General features: G+C 74.2%; 22 protein-coding genes. 14 read left to right on the top strand and 8 right to left on the bottom strand.

Features of this window, described 5'->3' with window-relative positions; all coding sequences use genetic code 11:
• Positions 1–61 precede the first annotated feature (61 nt).
• On the bottom strand, positions 62–847 hold the full coding sequence (locus tag ABTW95_RS04885; protein WP_396452154.1) for an enoyl-CoA hydratase-related protein: 786 nt from the start codon (positions 845–847) through the stop codon (positions 62–64).
• A gap of 178 nt (positions 848–1,025) precedes the next feature.
• On the opposite strand from ABTW95_RS04885, the gene ABTW95_RS04880 reads away from it, so the two are divergent.
• Both ABTW95_RS04880 and ABTW95_RS04875 read left to right on the top strand, forming a co-directional pair.
• The gene (locus tag ABTW95_RS04880; RefSeq protein ID WP_285698573.1) at positions 1,026–1,193 is read left to right on the top strand and encodes a DUF3117 domain-containing protein; all 168 of its coding nucleotides are present in this window, start codon (positions 1,026–1,028) and stop codon (positions 1,191–1,193) included.
• Positions 1,194–1,344: 151 nt separating this feature from the next.
• Entirely contained in the window at positions 1,345–2,814 is a 1,470-nt protein-coding gene (locus ABTW95_RS04875; protein WP_396452156.1) for a leucyl aminopeptidase, read from the top strand.
• A gap of 19 nt (positions 2,815–2,833) precedes the next feature.
• Here the strand turns inward: ABTW95_RS04875 and ABTW95_RS04870 are convergent, their stop codons facing one another.
• Together ABTW95_RS04870 and ABTW95_RS04865 are read right to left on the bottom strand one after the other, a co-directional pair.
• Complete coding sequence (locus ABTW95_RS04870) at positions 2,834–3,439, bottom strand: hypothetical protein (RefSeq protein WP_500224634.1); 606 nt, start codon at positions 3,437–3,439, stop codon at positions 2,834–2,836.
• An 8-nt stretch (positions 3,440–3,447) separates the two neighbouring features.
• A complete protein-coding gene (locus tag ABTW95_RS04865; RefSeq protein WP_396452159.1) occupies positions 3,448–4,107 on the bottom strand; it encodes an O-methyltransferase in 660 nt (219 codons plus the stop codon).
• A 191-nt stretch (positions 4,108–4,298) separates the two neighbouring features.
• Here ABTW95_RS04865 and sigE point away from each other — a divergent pair, with 191 nt between their 5' ends.
• The 5 genes from sigE to ABTW95_RS04840 all read left to right on the top strand — a co-directional run bounded on the left by sigE (position 4,299) and on the right by ABTW95_RS04840 (position 9,201).
• On the top strand, positions 4,299–5,042 hold the full coding sequence (gene sigE / locus ABTW95_RS04860; protein ID WP_396454810.1) for an RNA polymerase sigma factor SigE: 744 nt from the start codon (positions 4,299–4,301) through the stop codon (positions 5,040–5,042).
• Between the two features lie 68 nt (positions 5,043–5,110).
• Positions 5,111–5,725: an anti-sigma factor family protein gene (locus tag ABTW95_RS04855; RefSeq protein ID WP_500224630.1), complete on the top strand. Its 615-nt coding sequence runs from the start codon at positions 5,111–5,113 to the stop codon at positions 5,723–5,725.
• Positions 5,722–6,858, top strand: coding sequence for a sigma-E factor regulatory protein RseB domain-containing protein (locus ABTW95_RS04850; protein WP_500224629.1), 1,137 nt, complete (start codon positions 5,722–5,724; stop codon positions 6,856–6,858). The genes ABTW95_RS04855 and ABTW95_RS04850 overlap by 4 nt, the downstream gene beginning before the upstream one ends.
• Before the next feature lie 102 nt (positions 6,859–6,960).
• Positions 6,961–8,739, top strand: coding sequence for a S1C family serine protease (locus ABTW95_RS04845; RefSeq protein ID WP_396452166.1), 1,779 nt, complete (start codon positions 6,961–6,963; stop codon positions 8,737–8,739).
• 99 nt (positions 8,740–8,838) lie between these two features.
• Positions 8,839–9,201, top strand: a complete 363-nt coding sequence (locus ABTW95_RS04840) for a sec-independent translocase (protein WP_396452167.1) — start codon at positions 8,839–8,841, stop codon at positions 9,199–9,201.
• Between the two features lie 673 nt (positions 9,202–9,874).
• On the opposite strand, the gene ABTW95_RS04835 is transcribed toward ABTW95_RS04840, so the two are convergent.
• A complete protein-coding gene (locus ABTW95_RS04835) occupies positions 9,875–11,014 on the bottom strand; it encodes an Mrp/NBP35 family ATP-binding protein (RefSeq protein ID WP_396448301.1) in 1,140 nt (379 codons plus the stop codon).
• Positions 11,015–11,124: 110 nt separating this feature from the next.
• Between ABTW95_RS04835 and ABTW95_RS04830 the strand changes: the two genes are divergently transcribed.
• Positions 11,125–11,580, top strand: coding sequence for a MarR family winged helix-turn-helix transcriptional regulator (locus ABTW95_RS04830; protein ID WP_500224624.1), 456 nt, complete (start codon positions 11,125–11,127; stop codon positions 11,578–11,580).
• Here ABTW95_RS04830 and ABTW95_RS04825 read toward each other — a convergent pair.
• Both ABTW95_RS04825 and ABTW95_RS04820 read right to left on the bottom strand, forming a co-directional pair.
• Positions 11,577–12,074 carry a DUF1003 domain-containing protein gene (locus ABTW95_RS04825; protein ID WP_500224622.1) on the bottom strand — a complete coding sequence of 166 codons (498 nt, stop codon included), beginning with the start codon at positions 12,072–12,074 and terminating at the stop codon, positions 11,577–11,579. The genes ABTW95_RS04830 and ABTW95_RS04825 overlap by 4 nt on opposite strands.
• Positions 12,071–13,369: a magnesium transporter MgtE N-terminal domain-containing protein gene (locus tag ABTW95_RS04820; RefSeq protein WP_500224618.1), complete on the bottom strand. Its 1,299-nt coding sequence runs from the start codon at positions 13,367–13,369 to the stop codon at positions 12,071–12,073. The genes ABTW95_RS04825 and ABTW95_RS04820 overlap by 4 nt, the downstream gene beginning before the upstream one ends.
• A gap of 140 nt (positions 13,370–13,509) precedes the next feature.
• Between ABTW95_RS04820 and ABTW95_RS04815 the strand changes: the two genes are divergently transcribed.
• On the top strand, positions 13,510–14,397 hold the full coding sequence (locus ABTW95_RS04815) for an RNA polymerase sigma-70 factor (protein ID WP_396448305.1): 888 nt from the start codon (positions 13,510–13,512) through the stop codon (positions 14,395–14,397).
• On the opposite strand, the gene ABTW95_RS04810 is transcribed toward ABTW95_RS04815, so the two are convergent.
• Positions 14,398–14,898, bottom strand: coding sequence for a hypothetical protein (locus tag ABTW95_RS04810; RefSeq protein WP_396448306.1), 501 nt, complete (start codon positions 14,896–14,898; stop codon positions 14,398–14,400).
• Positions 14,899–14,937: 39 nt separating this feature from the next.
• Here ABTW95_RS04810 and ABTW95_RS04805 point away from each other — a divergent pair, with 39 nt between their 5' ends.
• Positions 14,938–15,876: an HpcH/HpaI aldolase/citrate lyase family protein gene (locus tag ABTW95_RS04805; RefSeq protein WP_396448307.1), complete on the top strand. Its 939-nt coding sequence runs from the start codon at positions 14,938–14,940 to the stop codon at positions 15,874–15,876.
• A gap of 53 nt (positions 15,877–15,929) precedes the next feature.
• Positions 15,930–17,261, top strand: coding sequence for a CPBP family intramembrane glutamic endopeptidase (locus ABTW95_RS04800; protein WP_500224608.1), 1,332 nt, complete (start codon positions 15,930–15,932; stop codon positions 17,259–17,261).
• Here the strand turns inward: ABTW95_RS04800 and ABTW95_RS04795 are convergent.
• Positions 17,256–17,645 carry an NUDIX hydrolase gene (locus ABTW95_RS04795; protein WP_396448309.1) on the bottom strand — a complete coding sequence of 130 codons (390 nt, stop codon included), beginning with the start codon at positions 17,643–17,645 and terminating at the stop codon, positions 17,256–17,258. The genes ABTW95_RS04800 and ABTW95_RS04795 overlap by 6 nt on opposite strands.
• Positions 17,646–17,728: 83 nt before the next feature.
• On the opposite strand from ABTW95_RS04795, the gene ABTW95_RS04790 reads away from it, so the two are divergent.
• From ABTW95_RS04790 to ABTW95_RS04780, 3 genes are read left to right on the top strand one after another with little or no spacing between them, the layout of a single operon-like run.
• Entirely contained in the window at positions 17,729–18,385 is a 657-nt protein-coding gene (locus tag ABTW95_RS04790) for a DUF6758 family protein (protein ID WP_396448310.1), read from the top strand.
• 13 nt (positions 18,386–18,398) lie between these two features.
• Positions 18,399–19,265, top strand: a complete 867-nt coding sequence (locus ABTW95_RS04785; RefSeq protein ID WP_500224602.1) for a PHP domain-containing protein — start codon at positions 18,399–18,401, stop codon at positions 19,263–19,265.
• Positions 19,266–19,275: 10 nt separating this feature from the next.
• On the top strand, positions 19,276–19,983 hold the full coding sequence (locus ABTW95_RS04780) for an MBL fold metallo-hydrolase (RefSeq protein WP_500224599.1): 708 nt from the start codon (positions 19,276–19,278) through the stop codon (positions 19,981–19,983).
• The last annotated feature ends 7 nt before the right edge of the window (positions 19,984–19,990 follow it).

Here is a 19,990-nt window from a genome sequence, read left to right as displayed (position 1 = left end):
GGGGAAGCCCCACCACCGGCCTACCGCTGCCCCTGCCGCCGGCCCCGCCGCGGGGCCGCCGTCAGCGGCCTTCGAACACCGGCTCCTGCTTCTTCAGGAACGCCTCGGTCGCGTTCTTGTGGTCGCTGGTCTCGGCGCACTCGTCCTGCAGCTCGGCCTCCCGCTCCAGCGCGGACGCCAGGTCGTGCGTCGCCGCGTGGTCGAGCGCCGCCTTCACCGCGCCGTAGGAGACCGTCGGGCCGGCCGCGAGCCGCCGCGCCAGCTCCACCGCGGCCGGGGCCAGCTCGTCGGCCGGGACGACCCGGTTCACCAGGCCCAGCTCCAGCGCCCGCTCGGCCTTCACCGGCTCGCCGAGCAGCAGCAGCTCCGCGGCCTTCGCGCGGCCGACGAGGCGCTGCAGCGTCCACGACATGCCGCTGTCGGGCGCGAGCCCGATCCCGGTGAACGCCGTCGCGAACCGGGCCCTGTCGGACGCGACGATCAGGTCGCAGGCGAACGCCAGCGACGCGCCCGCCCCCGCCGCCACGCCGTTCACCGCCGCGACCACCGGCTTCCGCATCCCGGCGAGGGCCAGCACGGTCGGGTTGTAGTGCCCGCGGACGGTGCCGTCCAGGCCCTTCCCGGCGGCGAGGTTGGCGGCGTGCTCCCGCAGGTCCTGGCCCGCGCAGAAGGCCCGGCCCGCACCGGTCAGGATCACCGCGCGGGCGGCCGGATCGGCGGCGGCGCGCACCACCGTCGCGCGCAGCAGCTCCTTCATCTCGGCGGTCAGCGAGTTCATCCCGTCCGGGCGGTTCAGTGTGATCGTCCCCACACCGTCGGTCACGTCGTACAGCACGGTCTCAGACATCGTCGTCCTCCTCGTTTCGCCCGCAGATCCTCCCATCTTCCGATCTGGAGGCTGATCGTTACCACTTCGCGCCCGGAAGACGAGATAATGGACCACTACTGATGACGCGGATGCGACACGCGGCCACGCGGCCAAGGGTGTGCGAGGCCGCGGCCCTACGCAGGAAGGGGATGCACGCATGGCGGCGATGAAGCCGCGGACGGGAGACGGTCCGCTCGAAGTGACCAAGGAGGGGCGCGGGATCGTCATGCGGGTTCCCCTCGAAGGCGGCGGCCGCCTCGTGGTCGAACTCTCCGCCGACGAGGCCAAGGAGCTCGGCGACGCGCTCAAGGACGTCGTGGGCTGACGGCTCCACCGCTCCCGGCCTGTTGGTGACGGTCCCGGCGACGCCGCCGGGGCCCTTGCCATTTCCGCACGTCCTTCACGCGCGCGGCGGCACCGCGCGCGCGGTGCGCGCACGGCGCCCGCACCGGCTCCTACCTGGGGGGATCATCGGCATGCCCATCGAGACCCGCGTCCACGGCGCCGCCGGCACCGTGTCGCAGACCGCGGCCGACCTGGGGGCGGAGGCGATGGCGGTCCCCGTCCGCACCGGCCCCGTCGCGCCCGCGGCGGAGGCCGCCGCCGGGCTGCCCTTCACGCTGGACGAGCTGCTGGAGCTGCACGAGGCCAAGGGGGAGCCGGGGGAGATCACCGCGACCCAGGTCCGCGTCGGCGACCGGATCCGCGAGCTGCTGCTGTACGGGGTGGGCGACGCGGCCCCGGCCGACCTGCGCAGGGCCGGCGCCGCGCTGGCCCGCCGCGGCAGGGGCCGGACGGCGCTCGTCGCGGGCGTCCCCGACGGCGATCTCGCCGCGTTCGTCGAGGGCGCGCTGCTCGCGTCCTACGAGTTCAAGATCGGCGCCGCGCCCGCCAAGAAGGCGCTCGGCGCCCTCGCCGTGCTGACCGAGGCCGGGCCGGAGGCCGCCGCCCCGGCCATCGAGCGGGGCACCGCGCGGGCGCGGGCCACCGCGCTCGCCCGTGATCTCGCCAACACCCCCTCCGCCGAGAAGGACCCGTCCTGGCTCGCCGCCAGGGCCGAGCAGGTCGCCGCCGAGGCGGGCCTCGACGTCCGGGTGCGCGGCGAGAAGGAGCTGGCCGAGGGCGGTTTCGGCGGGCTGCTCGCCGTCGGCGGCGGATCCGCGCGCCCGCCCCGCCTCATCGAGCTCTCCTACCGGCCGGACGAGCCGGACGAGCAGGCCGGCCGGCACGTCGTGCTGGTCGGCAAGGGCATCACCTTCGACAGCGGCGGCCTGTCGCTGAAGCCCAACGAGGGCATGAAGACGATGAAGACCGACATGGCCGGCGGCGCCGCGGTCATCGCCGCCATGAGCGCGCTGCGCGGCCTCGGCGTCCGCGCCCGCGTCACCGGCCTGGTCGCGGCGGCGGAGAACATGCCGTCCGGGTCGTCGATGCGCCCCGGCGACGTGATCGGCCACTTCGGCGGGACGACCTCGGAGGTGCTGAACACCGACGCCGAGGGGCGGCTCGTCCTCGCCGACGCGCTGGCCTACGCCGACGCCGAGCTCGCCCCCGACGCGATCGTCGACGTCGCCACCCTCACCGGCGCCGCGAAGGTCGCGCTCGGCCTGCGGCACGCGGCGCTGTTCGCCACCGACGACGCCCTCGCCGACGCGCTCACCCGCGCCGGCGCGGCGGCCGGCGAGCCGGTGTGGCGGCTCCCGCTCACCGGCGACTACCGCGCCGCGATCGACTCCGACGTCGCCGACGTCGCCAACATCGGGCGCGGCGGCTACGGCGCCGGCTCCATCACGGCGGCGCTGTTCCTGCGCGAGTTCACCGGCGGCCGCCCCTGGGCGCACCTCGACATCGCCGGGCCGGGCCGCGCGGCCTCCGCCGACGCCGAGCTCACCCGCGGCGCGACCGGCTTCGGCGTCCGGCTGCTGCTGGACTGGCTGGCCGCCTGACCGCCCGGCCGCCCGGCGGTCACTTCGTGCGGCGGTCGATCACCGGGACGCCGCGGCGCCGCCGGGCCTCCTTGACGATCTCCGGGAGCGTCGCGTCCCAGCCCGGCTCCACCGCGAAGCACCACGGGACGGCCGGCGCCGTGGACGGGACGTCGCGCATCGTCAGCGCCACCAGCCGCGGCCGCTCCGCCGTCCGCGCCATCTCCGCCAGCTCCGGGGCCGGCAGGAACACCAGGTAGTCCTGCTCGCCGCGCCGGGTGCCGGCCATCCCGCGGCGCAGCGCCGCGATCCCGGCCACCTCGTCCCACGGCAGCGTGCGCCCCGACGAGCGCGGCAGCGGCCAGCGCGCCGGGCGGCGCACCCCGTCGCCGTCCAGCACCAGGACGGGGCGGCGCGCCAGCATCCCGCCCGCCGACAGCAGCAGGCCCGCCCCGAACAGGACGAGCCCCGCGACCCCGAGCACCATGAACGTGACGCTCCCCACACCGGCGCCGCGCACCACGCCGCTCGTGATGAACCCCACGGACGCCAGGAACAGGATGAGGAACGCCACCGCCTGCCAGACCCCGCGCCAGGTCACCCGGTTCCGCACCGCGAACGGCTCGCGCGTCCCGGCCGTCTCCATCGGCTCGCTCAGGCGCGCTTGACGGCGCACAGCAGCCCGTCGCCGACCGGGATCAGCAGCGGGACGAGCCGGTCGTCGTCCCGGATCATCCGGTGCACCTCGCGGATCGCCTCGGTGTCCGGGTCGCGGTGCGCGGGGTCGGCGACCCGGTCGTGCCACAGCGCGTTGTCGAACGCGACCACGCCGCCGGGACGCAGCAGCCGCAGCGCGTCCGTCAGGTACTCGGGGTACTCCCGCTTGTCGGCGTCGCAGAACACCATGTCGTAGGCGCCGTCGGTGAGCCGCGGCAGCACCTCCAGCGCCGGCCCGCTGATCATCCGGGTGCGGAAGCCGGACAGCCCCGCCTCCCGGTAGGCGAGCTTGGCCAGCCGCTGGTTCTCGGGCTCGATGTCCACGCTCGTCAGCACCGCGTCCTTCGGCATGCCGCGCATCAGCCACACGCCGGACACGCCGCACCCGGAGCCGACCTCCACCACCGTCCGGGCGCCGATCAGGGTCGCGAGGAAGCGCAGCGCCGCACCGCCGGCGGGGCCGATCGGGGTCGCGCCGACCTCCTGGCCGCGCCGCCTGGCGGCGAGCAGCGCCTCGTCTTCGGGGAGGTAATCCTCCACATAGGCCCGGGTGGCCTGAATGGCGTCGATGGCTGCCTCCTCGCGGGACCCCCGCATGCCTCATGCTGGAAAGACCATATCGTTGACAGGGAACCGTCCGGCGTTTCAGCGCGTTGTATGGAGTGAAAGCGGGAGTACGCACACAGCAGGCCAGAGACAGCGTTGGTTCACGAACCGCCCCAGCCCAGGCGAGACCGTGCCGTTCCAAGGCGAGACCTTGGCTCACGAGAGAGGAACAGCCCGGCACCATGGGAGTCGCAGCACTGAGTTTCAGAAGCGCTGTGGGGGTCGGCGCCCGGCAGGGGCTGGGGAACGCCGCTCGCACCCGCGAGAACGCACCCGAGGCGGAGTGGGCGCCGCCGTCCTGGGACGAGGTCGTGCGCGAGCACTCCGCGCGCGTCTACCGGCTCGCCTACCGGCTGACCGGTAACCAGCACGACGCCGAGGACCTCACCCAGGAGGTCTTCGTCCGCGTGTTCCGATCGCTGTCGAACTACACGCCCGGAACGTTCGAGGGCTGGCTGCACCGCATCACCACGAACCTGTTCCTCGACATGGCGCGGCGCCGCCAGCGCATCCGCTTCGAGGGCCTCGCCGACGACGCCGCCGAGCGCCTCCAGGGCCGCGAGCCGACCCCGGCGCAGGCGTTCGACGACACCAACTTCGACGCCGACGTCCAGGCCGCCCTCGACGCGCTCGCGCCCGAGTACCGCGCGGCCGTCGTGCTGTGCGACATCGAGGGGCTGTCCTACGAGGAGATCTCCGCGACGCTCGGGGTGAAGCTCGGCACCGTGCGCAGCCGCATCCACCGGGGGCGGGCGCAGCTGCGCGCCGCGCTGGAGCACCGCGCGCCGACCCGGCGCCGACCCGGCACCAGGAACGAGTACCAGGCGGCCGAGGCGCGCGACGCCGCGGCCGGCGGCGAGGCCGCGGCGCCGGCGGGGGGCCTGCGCGCGGCGGGCGGCGCGCTGCCGCAGCCGGGCGGCGCGTAGAGCCGTACATGGACGCGCGCGGGGCGGGACCGCGCGCCCGACCGAGAATTGGAATCGACGGAGGCGGCGTGAGTTGTCTGGGGGAGCGTCTGACCGCTCTGGTCGACGATGAGCTGGGGCACGAGGAGCGCGACCGCGTACTCGCCCATCTCGCGGGATGCGCTCAGTGCCGGGCCGAGGTCGCCGAGCTGCGCCTCCTCAAGGGGCGGCTGCGGGGCCTGTCCGAGCTTCCCGCCGCCGACGGCACCGACGACCTGCCCACCCCCGACTTCCTGACCCGGCTGCGCTCGCTGCCCGCCGGCGCCCCCGAGGCGCCCGCGCCCGCCGACGTCCCGCCCGGGCCGCCCCCGGCCCCGCCGCCGCACCGCCCCGCCCGGCCGCTGCGATCATCGGCCCGCCCGGTGCGGAACGCTCCCGCCGCGCGCCCGCGCGACAACCGCCCCGCCGGGCGCGCCGCCGCGCACGCCCATCCGCGCCGCCGCGCCCTCGTCGTCGGCGCCGCCACGCTCGTCATCGGCCTCGGCACCGCCTCCTACGCCGCCGGCGGGCGGCAGGAGGCGCCCACCGTCACGCCCGCCTTCGACCGGTTCGCCGTGGAGCACGCGCTGACCTCCGGGGACGCGCCGCTCACCGACCCGCTGACCGACCCGGTCTACCAGGTACAGGTCTCGCCGGGGCCGTGACCGCACCGACCGCGAGCGGCCTTGCGGGCGGCCGGCGGAGCCGGCGGTACGCCGTCCTGGCCTGCGGGATCGTGGGAGCGCTCGCGGTCGCCGGGCTGCTGTCCGGCGACCCCGCCGCCGTCCGCCGCGTCCGCAGCGACCCCGGCGCGGTCGGGCTGCTGCGCGCCGCCGCCGACGCCGCGCAGCGCGTCCCGTACCAGGGGCGCCGCTTCCTCACCACGTGGAACCGCGACCGGTCCGCCACGTCCCGCGTCAGCGTGACCCACCGGCCCGGCGAGGGCATCCGCTACCGGTCCGGGACGAGCGGCGCCGGGTACCGGCCCGAGTCCGCCGCCGGGGACACCACCGGCTTCACCCGCGACACCCTCGCCCTGCTCACCCGCAACTACTCGGTGGTGCGCGCCGGGGACTCCGTCGTCTGCGGCCGCGCGGCGCGCGTCGTCGAGGCCCGCCGGCCGGACGGCAGCCCCGCCGGGCGCTTCTGGATCGACCGCGAGACCGGGCTGATGCTGCACCGCGAGCTGATCGACGCCACCGGCCGCGCCGTGGTCGTCACCGGGTTCAGCGAGATCAGCTTCACCATGCCGCCGGCGGAGAACCCCGTGCTCGGCCGGCCCCGGGGCGGGCTGCTGCGCTTCCCCGGGGCCGGCGTCGGCGAGCCGGCCGCGGGCACCGGCGCCGCGTCCGGCGCGAGCGCGTGGGGCGAGCGGCTGGACCGCGCCGCCATCGACGGGCTGCGCGACCGCGGCTGGCCAGTCCCGCCGGACCTGCCCGGCCGCCTCACCCTCTACGACGTGCGCCGTGAGAACGGCGGCGGCACCGTCCACCTCAGCTACTCCGACGGCCTCGCCGCCGTCTCGGTGTTCGTGCAGCGCGGCCGGCTCGACGAGCGCGGCATGGCCGGCTGGCAGAAGACCTTCCGCCGCGGCCGGACGGTCTTCCGGCGCGAGGGGCTGCGCCGCTGGGCCGTGTCCGCCGGGAAGGGCTACGTGTACACCGTGCTGACCGACGCCCCGCAGAGCACCGCGGACGCGGTCGCGGTGAGCATGCCGCACGGCCCCGCCGACACGTTCTGGACGCGCGTCTCCCGGGGCGCGCGGCGCCTGGCCTCGTCGGCGAATCCGTTCGACTGACCCGGGATGAGCGTATTGAATTCAGGTCTTATGCTCGCCACATGCCTTTCGGGGCAGCATGAGCACGGATGACGAGGACCATGCTCGGTAGGAGAGATGGGGATGACGGAAGACAACCGCGGGCCGGTCAGGGCGCCCTCGGAGGACGACGAGGTCGCCTCCGGACAGGAGCCCGGACGGCAGGAGGCGGCGGCTCCCCCCGAGACGGTGACCGACCAGGAGATCCCGCCGGCGCAGCCGGCGGACGACCCTGAGCCGGCGGCGGAGACCGGTGCCCCGCGGCCGTCGGACGACCCCGAACCCGACCACGAGCCCGGCCACGAGGGCGACCGCCTGGTGGCCGGCGGGTTCGCGCCGCCGGACTCGCTCGGGAACCCGCCCGACACCAGCGAGGACGTCCTCTCGCGCGGCGCCGCCCCCGGCATGGGGCCGCAGGAGGTGCCGCTGCAGGACGTCCCGCCGCGCGACATGCCGCAGCCTCCGCCGCCCGTCGCGCTGGACAAGCCCGCCGACGACGACCGCCCGCGGCCCGGCTTCGTCCCGCACAACCAGGACCCGCGCGCCGCGCAGGGCGGCCCGCACGGCGGCTGGCCGCACCAGTCGCACCAGGGCCCGCCGCCCCCGGGCGCCCAGCCGCCGCTCGCGCCGCCGCCCGCGCCGCTCGGCGGCCCCCCGCCCGGCGGCCCGGGACCGCGCCCCATGGCCGGCTACGGGATGCCGCCCGGCGGCACCGGGCCGAACTGGGCGCCGGTGCCGGCGATGCCGTCGTCCTCGCGCGGCGGCCCGGGCCTCGGGCTCCTCGCGGTCGTCGCGCTGATCGTCGCGCTCGTCGCGGGCGCGCTCGGCGCCGGGATCGGCGTCATCGCCACCAACGGCGACGACGACGGCGGCGCGGTCAGCCTCGGCGGCGGCAACGGCAGCGACACCAAGGTGCAGAGCCGCCCGCCCGACTCCGTCGCCGGCGTGGCGCAGCGGGTGCTGCCCAGCGTCGTGATGATCCGCGTGCAGTCCGCGCAGGGCGAGGTCGGCGGCACCGGCTTCATCGTCAACGGCGGCTACGTCATCACCAACAACCACGTCGTCGCCGGCTCCGGCGGCGGGCAGATCCAGATCGTCTTCAACGACAAGAAGACGCTGCCCGCGACCGTCAAGGGCGCCGACCCGAGCTCCGACGTCGCCGTCCTCAAGCCGGAGGGCCGGCACTCGCTGCCGCCGCTGCCGCTCGGCGACTCCAGCAAGATCGCCGTGGGCGACCCGGTGATCGCGATCGGCTCGCCGCTGGGCCTGCAGGGCTCGGTCACCACCGGCATCGTCAGCTCGCTGAACCGCGCCGTGCCCACCCAGGGCGAGGGCGGCGGCGACGCGTCCTACCTCAACGCGATCCAGACCGACGCGGCCATCAACCCCGGCAACTCCGGCGGCCCGCTGGTCGACGCGAAGGGCCGCGTGATCGGCATCAACACCGCGATCGCGACGCTCGGCGGCCAGTCCCTCGGCGGCGAGCAGCAGAGCGGCAGCATCGGCCTCGGCTTCGCGATCCCGATCAACCAGGGCAAGCGGGTCGCCGAGGAGATCATCCGCAACGGCACCGTCCGGCAGGCCAAGCTCGGCGTCTTCCCCGACCCGCGCTACCAGGACGGCGGCGCCCGGATCATGTCGACGCCCGTCAACGGGCAGGACCCGGTGGTCAAGGGCGGCCCGGCGGACAAGGCCGGGCTGAAGCCCGGCGACGTCATCACCAAGATCGACGACAAGCCGATCGAGGACGCCACCGACCTCATCGCGCAGATCCGCAGCCGCGCCCCCGGCGACCAGATCAAGGTCACCTACGAGCGCGACGGCAAGGAGAGCACGGTCCAGGTCACGCTGGGCGCCGACTGACCGGCGCCGAGATCCGCGGGGTCCGGTTCGTCCGGGCTCGGGATACGCTGAGGGGGCCGGTCCGCGCGGACCGGCCCCTGACGGTTTTCGGAGGACGGGTTGTTCGACGTCGGACTCGGTGAGATGGCGGTGCTCGTCGTCCTCGCCCTGGTCATCTTCGGCGACAAGCTGCCGCAGGTCGCCGGCCAGGCGGGACGCATGCTGCGGCAGCTCCGGCAGATGGCCGACAGCGCCAAGGCGGACCTCCAGGAAGGTCTCGGGCCGGAGTTCAAGGACTTCGACCTGAACGACCTCAACCCCAAGACGTTCGTCCGCAAGCACCTGTTCGAGGACGACGACACCTACCCGTCCGCCAAGGGCACGAACGGCTCCGCCCTCTTCGACGACGAGCCCGCCTACGCCACCAGCGCCGGCGCCCTCGGCCCCGACGAGCGCCCGCCCTTCGACAACGAGGCGACTTAATTTCCCAGGGGGGCGACCCCCTGGAACCCCCGTCAGCGACGCAGGCGATCCTCGCGCCGCTGTTGCGGTTTCTGTGCCTGTTGCGGTTTGTGCGGCGTCGCTGCGGTCGCCTGCGTCGCCGGGCATGCCCGCTCCGGGCGCTGAGCGCCCTCCGCGTGCCTGCCCGTGACCGCCGCTTCGGTCTGCCCGGCTCAGGTCTGGTCCAAGAGGGTGTGAATTGTGCTCGTCCAAGAGGCGGCTGTGTTTGCCCAGGGGGGCGACCCCCTGGAACCCCGTTAGCGACGCAGGCGATCCTCGCGCCGCTGTTGCGGTTTCTGCGCCTGTTGCGGTTTGTGCGGCGTCGCTGCGGTCGCCTGCGTCGCCGGGCATGCCCGCTCCGGGCGCTGAGCGCCCTCCGCGTGCCTGCCCGTGGTGGTCGCTTCGGTCTGCGGCCCGGCTCGGGTCTGGTCCGAGAGGGTGCGAATTGTGCTCGTCCAAGAGGCGGCTGGGCGACCGCCCGACCCGTGAGCTGCATCTTGCGGTCGCCGCGCACCTGCGGCAGGCACCTTACGGTCACCGAAGCCGCACGATCCGTACATGGCCAGGTGCCCCGAACAGAGACGGCCCTACGATCATCCGGCCCGTCGCGGGTGTCCGGCGGTCACCCGGTCTATGTGCTGAGTGTGTGCCTGGGTCACCTGCCCTTTGGGCTGATGCCCAGGGACATTCCGGCCAGGCCGCGGGAGCGGCCGGCCAGTTTGTCGGCGATGGTGCGGAGTTCCTTGGCGGCGCCCGCGTCGGGGTCCGACAGGACGAGCGGGAGGCCGCTGTCGCCGCCCTCGCGGAGGCGCGGGTCGATCTGCACCTGGCCGAGCATCGGGACGCGCGTGCCGAGGGTCTTCGTGAGGGCGTCCGCGACCGTCTGGCCGCCGCCCTCGCCGAAGATGAACTGCTGCTCGCCGCAGTGCGGGCACGTCAGGTAGGACATGTTCTCGATCACGCCGACGACCTGCTGGTGCGTCTGCGCGGCGATCGCGCCCGCCCGCTCGGCGACCTCGGCGGCGGCCTGCTGCGGCGTGGTGACGACCAGGATCTCCGCGGACGGCAGCAGCTGCGCGACGGAGATCGCGATGTCGCCGGTGCCGGGCGGCAGGTCCATCAGCAGGATGTCGAGGTCGCCCCAGTACACGTCGGAGAGGAACTGCTGCAGGGCGCGGTGCAGCATCGGCCCCCGCCACACGACCGGCTGGTTCCCGGCGGTGAACATGCCGACCGAGATCACCTTCACGTCGTGCGCGGTCGGCGGCAGGATCATGTCCTCGACCTTGGTGGGCGGGGCGTCGACGCCCAGCATCCGCGGCACCGAGTGGCCGTAGATGTCGGCGTCCACGACGCCGACCTTGCGGCCCTGCGCGGCCAGCGCGGCGGCCAGGTTCACGGTCACCGACGACTTGCCGACGCCGCCCTTGCCGCTCGCCACCGCGTACACCTTGGTCAGCGAGCTCGGCTTCGCGAACGGGATCTCCTTGGCGGGCTGCCCGCCGCGCAGCTTCGTCTGCAGCGCCTTGCGCTGCTCCTCGCTCATCACGTCCAGGTCGACCTGGACGGAGGCGACCCCGTCGAGTTTGGAGACGGCCTCCGTGACGCGTTTGGTGATGGTGTCCTTCATCGGACATCCGGCCACGGTCAGGTATACGCCGACGCGGACCGTGCCGTCCGAGGCGATGTCGACGCTCTTGACCATGTCGAGCTCGGTGATGGGCTTGTGGATCTCAGGATCGTTCACCGTGGCGAGAGCCTCGGTCACCCGCTCGGTCGTCAACTGGGAGGCCATGCGCCCATGGTATGAACCCGGAGGCCGTACCCGCTAATCAGGGTGTGCGTCGTCACATGTCGCGTGCGTCTCCATCGCGCGGGCGGCCCGCCGGCCGTACCATCGGTGCGGTGACCGACGGTACCCTCACGGCCGCCGAGCTGGTCGTCTGGCGGACCATGCTCCGGGCGCAGGCGCAGCTCTCCCGCCGCCTGCAGGCCGACCTGCTGTCCCGCCACGGCCTCGCCCTCGGCTCCTACGAGGTGCTCATGCACCTCGGCGAGGCGGCGGGCGGGCGGCTGCGGATGAACGACCTCGCCGACCGGGTCCTGCTGTCGCGCAGCGGGCTCACCCGGCTCGTCGACCGGCTGCAGCGCGACGGGCTGGTGGTGCGGCAGTCCTGCGCGGACGACGCGCGCGGCCTGTACGCCGCGCTGACCGCCGCCGGGCGGGACCGGCTCGCCGACGCCACCCCCACCTACCGGCGGGGCGTCCAGGACCACATGCTCAGCCGGCTGGACGAGGCCGACCTGCGCGCCCTCGGAGGCATCCTCGACAAGCTCGCCGACGAACGGGTCCCCGCCTAGGGGACGTGCTCCTTCGCGTCCAGCTCCTTGATGATCTGCTGGAGCTCCGAGCGCAGGAAGTCGCGGGTGGCGACCTCGCTCAGCGCGATCCGCAGCCCGGCGATCTCCCGCGTCAGGTACTCGGTGTCGGCGATGCTGCGCTCGTTGCGCGCCCGGTCCTGCTCGTACTGGACGCGGTCCCGGTCGTCCTGCCGGTTCTGCGCGAGCAGGATCAGCGGCGCCGCGTAGGACGCCTGCAGCGACAGCATCAGCGTCAGGAAGATGAACGGGTACGGGTCGAACCTCAGGAACGCCGGGGCGAACAGGTTCCAGCCGAGCCACGCCGTGACGAACACCGTCATGTACACGATGAACCTGGCGGTGCCCAGGAACCGCGCGATCCGCTCCGACAGCCGCCCGAACGACTCCGGGTCGTAGTGGATCCGCGGCAGCAGCGTCCGGCGGACCTCCCTCGGCTGGTCCAGGCGCGCGGTCATCGGGCGTGTCGTCATCATGTGGTCCCCCGGAGAGCCTCTTCCTCGGGATCCGCGGACTCCTCGGCGGCGGCGTCCATCACGGTCTCCCGCCAGTCCTCGGGCAGCAGGTGGTCGAGCACGTCGTCGATCGTCACGGCGCCGAGCAGGTGCCCGTTCTCGTCCACCACGGCGCCCGCGACGAGGTTGTAGGTGGCCAGGAACGTCGCGACCGCCTCCAGCGACATGGTGGGGCGCAGCGGGTCGAGCTCGGCGTCCACGATGCCGCTGACGAGCGTCGGCGGGGGTTCGCGCAGCAGCTTCTGGAAGTGCACGGTGCCGAGGTACTGGCCGGTGGGCGTCGCGGTCGGCGGCCGGCACACGTACACCTGCGCGGCGAGCGCCGGGTTCAGGTCGGGGCGGCGGATCAGCGCGAGCGCCTCGGCGACCGTCGCGTCCGGCGGGACGATCACCGGGTCGGTGGTCATCAGCCCGCCCGCCGAGTGGTCGGGGTAGGTGAGCAGCCGCCGCACCGGCGCCGCGCCCTGCGGCTCCATCAGCGTCAGCAGCCGCTCCCGCTGCTCGGTCGGCAGCTCCCCGAGCAGGTCGGCGGCGTCGTCGGGGCCCATGGCCTCCAGGACGTCGGCGGCCCGGTCCACGCTGAGCTTGCCGAGGATCTCGATCTGGTCGTCCTCCGGCAGCTCCTCCAGGACGTCGGCGAGCCGCTCGTCGTCCAGCGCCACCGCGACCTCGGTGCGCCGCTTCGCCGGCAGTTCGTGCACGATGTTGGCGAGGTCGGCGGCCTTCATCTGGCCGAACGCGGCGATCAGCCCGGCGGCGCCCTGGCCGTGCTCGACGGCGGAGAACCCCTCCACCGCGTCCCAGTCGACGATCAGGCTCTCCCCGCGCTTGCGCAGCCCGCGCCCGGTGCGGCGGCGCACGGCGACCTTCGAGATCAGCCAGTCCCGGGTGCGGGTGGGCTCCATCGCCACGTCCACCACGGACACGGCCTCCCCGCCGTCGCGCAGCCGGACCGTCCGGTCCAGCATCTCCGCGATGACCAGCGTCTCCGACTCGCGCTTGCTGAACCTTCGCACGTTCAGCCGCCCGTCGAAGATGACCGCGTCCGCCTCGATCACGGTCACCCGGGTGATCGGCAGGAACACCGCCCGCCGCGACGCGACCTCCACCACCAGCCCCAGCACCCGCGGCGGCCGCGGCGTCAGGCGCAGCGCGACCACGACGTCGCGGACCCTGCCGACCTGGTCGCCGGCCGGGTCGAACACCGCGACGCCCGCCAGCCGGGCGATGAACACCCGTGTCGGAGCTCCGCTCATGGTCCGGACACTACCCATGATCGCCCCACTGATCCGGATCCGCCCCGGTTCCGCGGCCCCCCATGTCACATCCCGGACGGGCGCCCCGTCGTGAGGGGCGAAGGTGTGGCGAACATTCCGGCATGCGAGGCTGAGCAACCATGGACGACCCCTTCGAGGAGCACCGGAACCTGCTGTTCGCGGTGGCCTACCGGATGCTGGGCACGGCCGCCGACGCGGAGGACGCCGTGCAGGACGCCTGGCTGCGGTGGTCCGCGGGCGACCGGTCCGAGGTGGCCGACCCGAAGGCGTACCTGGTCAGGATCACCACCAATGTGGCGCTCGACCGGCTGCGGTCCGCGCAGGTCCGGCGGGAGACCTATGTCGGGCCGTGGCTGCCGGAGCCGATGCTGACGAGCCCGGACGTCGCCGAGGACGCGGAGCTGTCGGAGTCGGTGTCGATGGCGATGATGGTCGTCCTGGAGACGCTGAGCCCGCTGGAGCGGGCCGTGTTCGTCCTCAAGGAGGTCTTCGGCTACCCGTACGCGGAGATCGCGGAGGCGCTGGACCGGTCGGAGGCGTCGGTGCGCCAGCTCGGCACCCGCGCCCGCAAGCACGTGGAGGCGCGGCGGCCCCGCTTCGAGGCGGGCGGCGCGCAGCGGCGCGCCGCGACCGAGCGGTTCCTCGACGCGGTCCTCGGCGGCGACATCAACCGGCTCATGGAGGTCCTCGCCCCGGACGTCGCGCTGTGGTCGGACGGCGGCGGCAAGGTCCGGGCGCCGCGCCGGGTGATCCTCGGCGCCGACAAGGTGGGCCGCTTCCTCATCGGCATCAACGGCGTCGCCTACCAGGGCGTCGACCCCGCCGACATGCGCTTCGAGCGCGTCGAGATCAACGGCGAGCCGGCCGTCGTGGTGGCCGGCCCGGACGGCCCGATCAGCGCCTTCACCGTCGACATCGCCCCCACCGGGCAGGTCCAGACGATCCACCTGGTCGCCAACCCGGACAAGCTCCGCGCCGTCGCGGAGGGGCGCACGCTCCCGATGTAGCTACCGGTCGGCCTGCCGGCGCTTCCCGCCGAACATCCGCGGAGGGGCGCCGGCGGTCGTCGCCGGGGTCGGCACCGGGCGGACGGCCGCGTACCCGTCGTCCTGCGTCACGACCTCGTCCGCCGGGGTCAACCGGACGATCCACGACTCGGTCGCCCAGGTCTCCACCTGGCCCTCGTGGGTGCGGGCGTTCAGGCGCTCCTTGGCGAGGATCGGCGCCACGGCGTCCCACAGCTCCGAGCCCGGCTCGACCACCTCGACGTCGGCGATGAACGTGACGAGCCGGCCGCCCTTGTCCTTGCTGCGCAGGATCACCGGCACGTGCGCGGACTCGGCCAGCCCCGGCAGCGGCTGCTCGCCCTCGCCGCCGGTCAGCACGTACGCGGAGCCGTCGTGCCACACGTGCCAGGCGGCCCTCGGCTGGGGCAGGCCGGGCAGGTCCAGCCACAGCAGCCCCGACTTCTTGGCCGCCTCCTCCACCAGCGCCCTGTTCAGACCCATGCCGGAAGGGTCTCACACCCGCTGGATAGCATCCGGGCCATGCGCTCTCGACGTACCACCCTCGCCGTCCCGGGCAGCAACCCGCGCTTCATCGAGAAGGCGCAGGGCCTCCCCGCCGACGAGGTCTTCCTCGACCTGGAGGACGCCGTCGCGCCGTCCGCCAAGGAGGACGCCCGCAAGACCGTCGTCGCGGCGCTCAACGAGGGCGACTGGTCCGGCAGGACGCGGGTGGTGCGCGTCAACGACGCCGACACCCGCTGGGCGTACCGGGACGTCGTCGAGGTCGTCGAGGGCGCCGGCGCGAACCTGGACGCGATCATGCTGCCGAAGGCGTCGGACGCGACCCATGTGCAGTGGCTCGACCGGCTGCTGACGCAGATCGAGCGGGCCATGGACCTGCCCGTGGGCCGCATCGGCATCGAAGCCCAGATCGAGGACGCCCGCGGCCTGACGAACATCGACGCGATCGCCGCGTCGTCGCCGCGCCTGGAGGCCCTCGTGCTCGGGCCGGGCGACCTCATGGCGTCGCTGAACATGAAGACGCTCGTCGTCGGCGAGCAGCCGCCCGGCTACACCGAGGGCGACGCCTACCACCACATCCTGATGCGGATCCTGATCGCCGCGCGCGCCCACGGCCTGCAGGCCGTCGACGGGCCCTACTTCAACGTCCGGGACGTGGACGCCTTCACGCGGGTCGCGCGCCGCTCCGCCGCCCTCGGGTTCGACGGCAAATGGGTGCTGCACCCGGCGCAGATCGAGGCCGGGAACGCGGTGTTCTCCCCGTCCCAGGACGACTACGACCGCGCCGAGCTGATCCTGGACGCCTACGACCGCGCCCTGCGCGAGGGCCGCGGCGCCGCCACCCTCGGCGACGAGATGATCGACGAGGCGTCCCGCAAGATGGCGCTCGTCGTCGCCGCCAAGGGCCGCGCCGCCGGGATGGCCCGCACCCGGCGCCCCGACCCGCCGGGGAACTGACGCCCCGTACGATTCGTCCCACCTACGCGAAGGTTCACCGGGAGGGGTCGGACGTGTCAGAGCCAGGGGAGACCGACGGCTGGGCGCCCGTCGACCCCGCCCCTTCCGAGCCGCGGAACCCGCCCGGGCCGCCGGCTCCGCCGCAGCCCTACGGGCAGTCGTACGGGCAGCCGTACGGGCAGCCGTACGGGCAGCCGTACGGGCAGCCGTACGAGCAGCCGTACGGGCAGGCGCAGCCCTACGGGCGGGCACACGGGGGCGCTCCGGAGTACACGCCCGGGATGCCCTACTGGCCGGGGGCCGCGGCGCGGCCGGAGGGATGGGGGTACGGGCCGGGGCCGTACGCGCCGGTGTACGGCGCGCAGCCCGTCAAGCGGCCGTGGACGGTCGAGCCGCCGAAGGGCCGCCCGTACCACCAGGCGGCGCGGAACGAGGCGCACCGGTGGTGGCGCCCGCTGGTGGGGACCGTCTCCATCCTCGTCGTCGGGATGGTCTTCGTCCTGGTCCTGATGGCCGTCGGGGCGATCATCAAGGTCGCGGTCACCGGGGAGTTCACCGACCCCGCCGGGGCGGACGGCGACACGATCTTCGGCAACGCCACCGCCGACGTCGCGTTCAACCTGGCGGCGCTCGCCCTGTTCCTGCCGCCGGTGCTCGGGGCGGCGTGGCTGATCCAGCGGCGGCGGCCGGGCACGCTGTCGTCGGTCGCGGGACGGCTGCGGTGGCGCTGGCTGCTGGTGTGCTCCGGCCTGGCGGTCCTGTTCTGCCTCGTGTCGTACGGGACGTCGATCCTTGCGGCCCTCGCGATGGACGACCGGTCCGGCGGCGACGAGCACTGGGTCGGGTGGGGCGCGTTCCTGGTCCCCGCGCTCGTGATCGTGCTGCTGGTGCCGTTCCAGGCGGCGGCCGAGGAGTACGTCTTCCGCGGCTGGCTGCTCCAGGCCGTGGGCGCCTGCACGCTGGAGAACGCCCGGGGCCCGGTGGGGCGGATCTTCAGCGCGGTGTTCCGCACCCCCTGGCCCGGCATCGTCGTCGGATCCGCGCTGTTCACGGCCGGGCACGGCTACACGAGCTGGGGCATCCTCGACATCTTCCTGTTCGGCGCGATCGCGGCGTGGCTGGCCGTGCGGACGGGCGGCCTCGAATCGGGCATCGCCCTGCACGTCTTCAACAACCTGATGGCGTTCCTGCTCCCGGCGGCGGTCGGCAAGCTGGACATGGAGCAGGGCAGCGTCCCCTGGCAGGTCGTGCTCGCCGACGTCGTCCCGATGGTGCTCTACGCGCTGGCGGTCGTGTGGCTGGCGCGCCGGATGCGGATCCAGCGGCTCACCGCGCAGGACGACGTGCCCGCCGCGCCGGACACGGAACCGGTGCCGGTGTCATAGGACGCCCCACTGCCTGAGCGCGTCGACGAGCCCCGGTGTGACCGGCAGGCCGCCGAGGTCGTCCACGCGCACCCAGCGCGCCTCGGCCGCGTCGTCGCCCGCGCGGAGCGTCCCGCCCGTCACGGTGGCCGTGTAGTCGTGGATCTCGTAGGTGACGCCGTCCGGGCCGGGGCGCTCGACCGTCCCGGCGAGGGCGCCGACGGCGACGTCCAGGCCGGTCTCCTCCTTCAGCTCCCGCGCGACCGCCGCCGGGTCGTCCTCGCCGGGCTCGACCCGCCCGCCGGGGATGGACCACTGGCCCTCGCCGGGCGGGCGCCCGCGCCGCACCAGCAGCAGGCGCCCCTCCCCGTCGTGCACGATCCCGCCGACGCAACGCTTCCTCATGACCTCAGTTTGTTCCCCCTTTCCCAGGCGGCTACCTGGCCGAACTTGACGACCCGGGACGTGGCCGCGCAAGGTGGGTACTCATGAGGGCGGAGCCCATGTGCCCGCGCTGCGCGGGGCCACTTCGCGCACCGGGACTCTGGTCCAGCGACTGGAACTGCGGCGTGCACGGAGCCGTCCTGCCGAGGCAGCCGTCCAAACGTCCCGGCCCGGACGGGCTCGCCGCCGTGCTGCGCGACGCGAAGGTCCCCGTCTGGACGCCATGGCCCCTTCCGCCGGCCTGGCTCGTCACGGGCTTCGCCACGGTCGGGGACGACCGCTCGGGCGCGCGGGCGACGGCCGTCGCCGTGTCCGGGCCGGGGCTGCTGCGCGGCCCCGCCGACCTGCTGCTGATCGCCGAGGAGCCCGGCATCGGGCTCGGCGCCCACTACGCGGGACTCGACGCCCCCGACCCCGGCGAGGCGTTCAACGGGAGCCCCCCGCACGTGAAGCTCGACATCAGCGGCCCGGCCGCGACGTGCGGGCGGTCGGTGCCCATGTGGGCGGTCCGCACCGGCCCCGACCGCGCCGACCGCGCCGTCTTCGTCGGCGAGGCGATGGGCAACTGGCTGTGGGCGGTGCTGTGGCCCGCGGACGCCGGCGTCCTGATGCTGGAGACCCAGAACCTCCTCGACCTGCGCGAACCGGGCATGGAGATCGACCTTCCCTACGGCGCCTACACCCCCCGGCTCGACGAATGACCCGGACCGGCTGATGCGGATCGACCTGCACTGCCACAGCGACGCGTCCGACGGCACCAGGCCGCCCGCCGAGGTGGTCAGGCGGGCGCGGGCCCGCGGACTGGACGTCGTCGCGCTCACCGACCACGACACCGTCGCCGGGTGGGACGAGGCCGCGGGCGCGCTGCCGGACGGGCTGGCGCTCGTCCCCGGCATCGAGCTGTCGTGCAAGGAGGACGGCCGCAGCCTGCACATGCTCGGCTACCTGTTCGACCCGGAGCATCCGGAGCTCGCCGCCGAGCTGGCCCGCATCTGCGACGACCGGGTGATCCGGGCGCGGGGCATGGTCGACCGGCTCCGCGACCTCGGCGTGGACGTCACGTGGGGCATGGTCCGGGCGCTCGCGCGCGGCGAGGCGGTCGGGCGCCCGCACATCGCGCGCGCCATGGTCGAGGCCGGCGCGATCAGGACGGCGGACGAGGCGTTCACCTCCCAGTGGATCGCGCAGGGCGGCCGCGCCTACGTCGAGCGGTACGCGCTCGACCCGGAGCGGGCGATCGGGCTCGTCCGCGCGGCCGGGGGAGTGTGCGTGCTGGCGCACCCGCGGGCGCGCCGCCGCGGCTGCGTGTTCGAGGACGAGGTGATCGAGCGCCTCGCCGCCGCCGGGCTCGCCGGGGTCGAGGCCGACCACCCCGACCACCTCCCGGAGGACCGCGCCCACCTGCACGGCCTCGCCAAGTCGCTCGGGCTCGCCGCGACCGGCTCCAGCGACGACCACGGGGCGCTGACCGGCGACCGGCTCGGCGCGGAGACCACCGCGCCGGAGGCGTTCGAGCGGCTCGCGGAGGCCGCGTCCGGCAGTGATCTCCGTGTGCCGGATCGGGGCCGCGAAGCACGGTAGGGTGCGTTGCGTGGACGCGCGCATCGAACAGGTGGTGACGTCGGGGAAGCTCACCCTGGACGACACCGAGTACGACGTCGAGAACAACACCTACATCGTCGGCGACGACGACGAGGTCATCGTGATCGACCCGGCGTACGACGCCGAGGCCATCCTCAAGGAGGTCGGCGACCGCGAGGTCATGGCCGTCATCCTGACCGACGGCAACGAGCACCACCTCAACGTGGTGCTGGAGGTCGCCGCCGCCGGCGAGGAGGACGAGGACGACTGGGCTCCCATCGCGATGCACCGGGCCGACCGGCTGCTGTGGCGCGACTACTTCGGCCGCCTCGCCAAAGAGGAGGAGGACGAGGACGACGCCAAGGCGCTCCGCTCCCTCGAACCCGACATCTGGCTGGAGGACGGCGGCGTCTTCGAGATCGGCGAAGCGCAGCTGGAGGTCGTGCACACCCCGGGCCACACCCCCGGCAGCGTCTGCGTGATCAGCGAGCAGCTCGGCGTCCTGTTCTCCGGCGACACGCTGCACCGCGGCCGTCCCGGCTCGATCGGCGGCGTGTTCGAGGACCTGCGCAAGCAGCTCAACTCGATCGGCGCGCTGCTGACCCCGCTGCCGAAGGAGCTGAAGGTCCTGCCCGCGCAGGGCGAGGAGACCACGGTCGGCGACGAGGACGCCCGCTGGGAGACCTGGGGCTCGCTGGCGAACGAGTCCGACGACTGACGTGGGC

It is taken from the genome of Spirillospora sp. NPDC127506, from assembly GCF_040302145.1.
GTDB lineage: Bacteria > Actinomycetota > Actinomycetes > Streptosporangiales > Streptosporangiaceae > Spirillospora.
The sequence above is the reverse complement of the archived record's forward strand: the minus strand, read 5'-3'. Positions and strand labels throughout refer to the sequence as shown.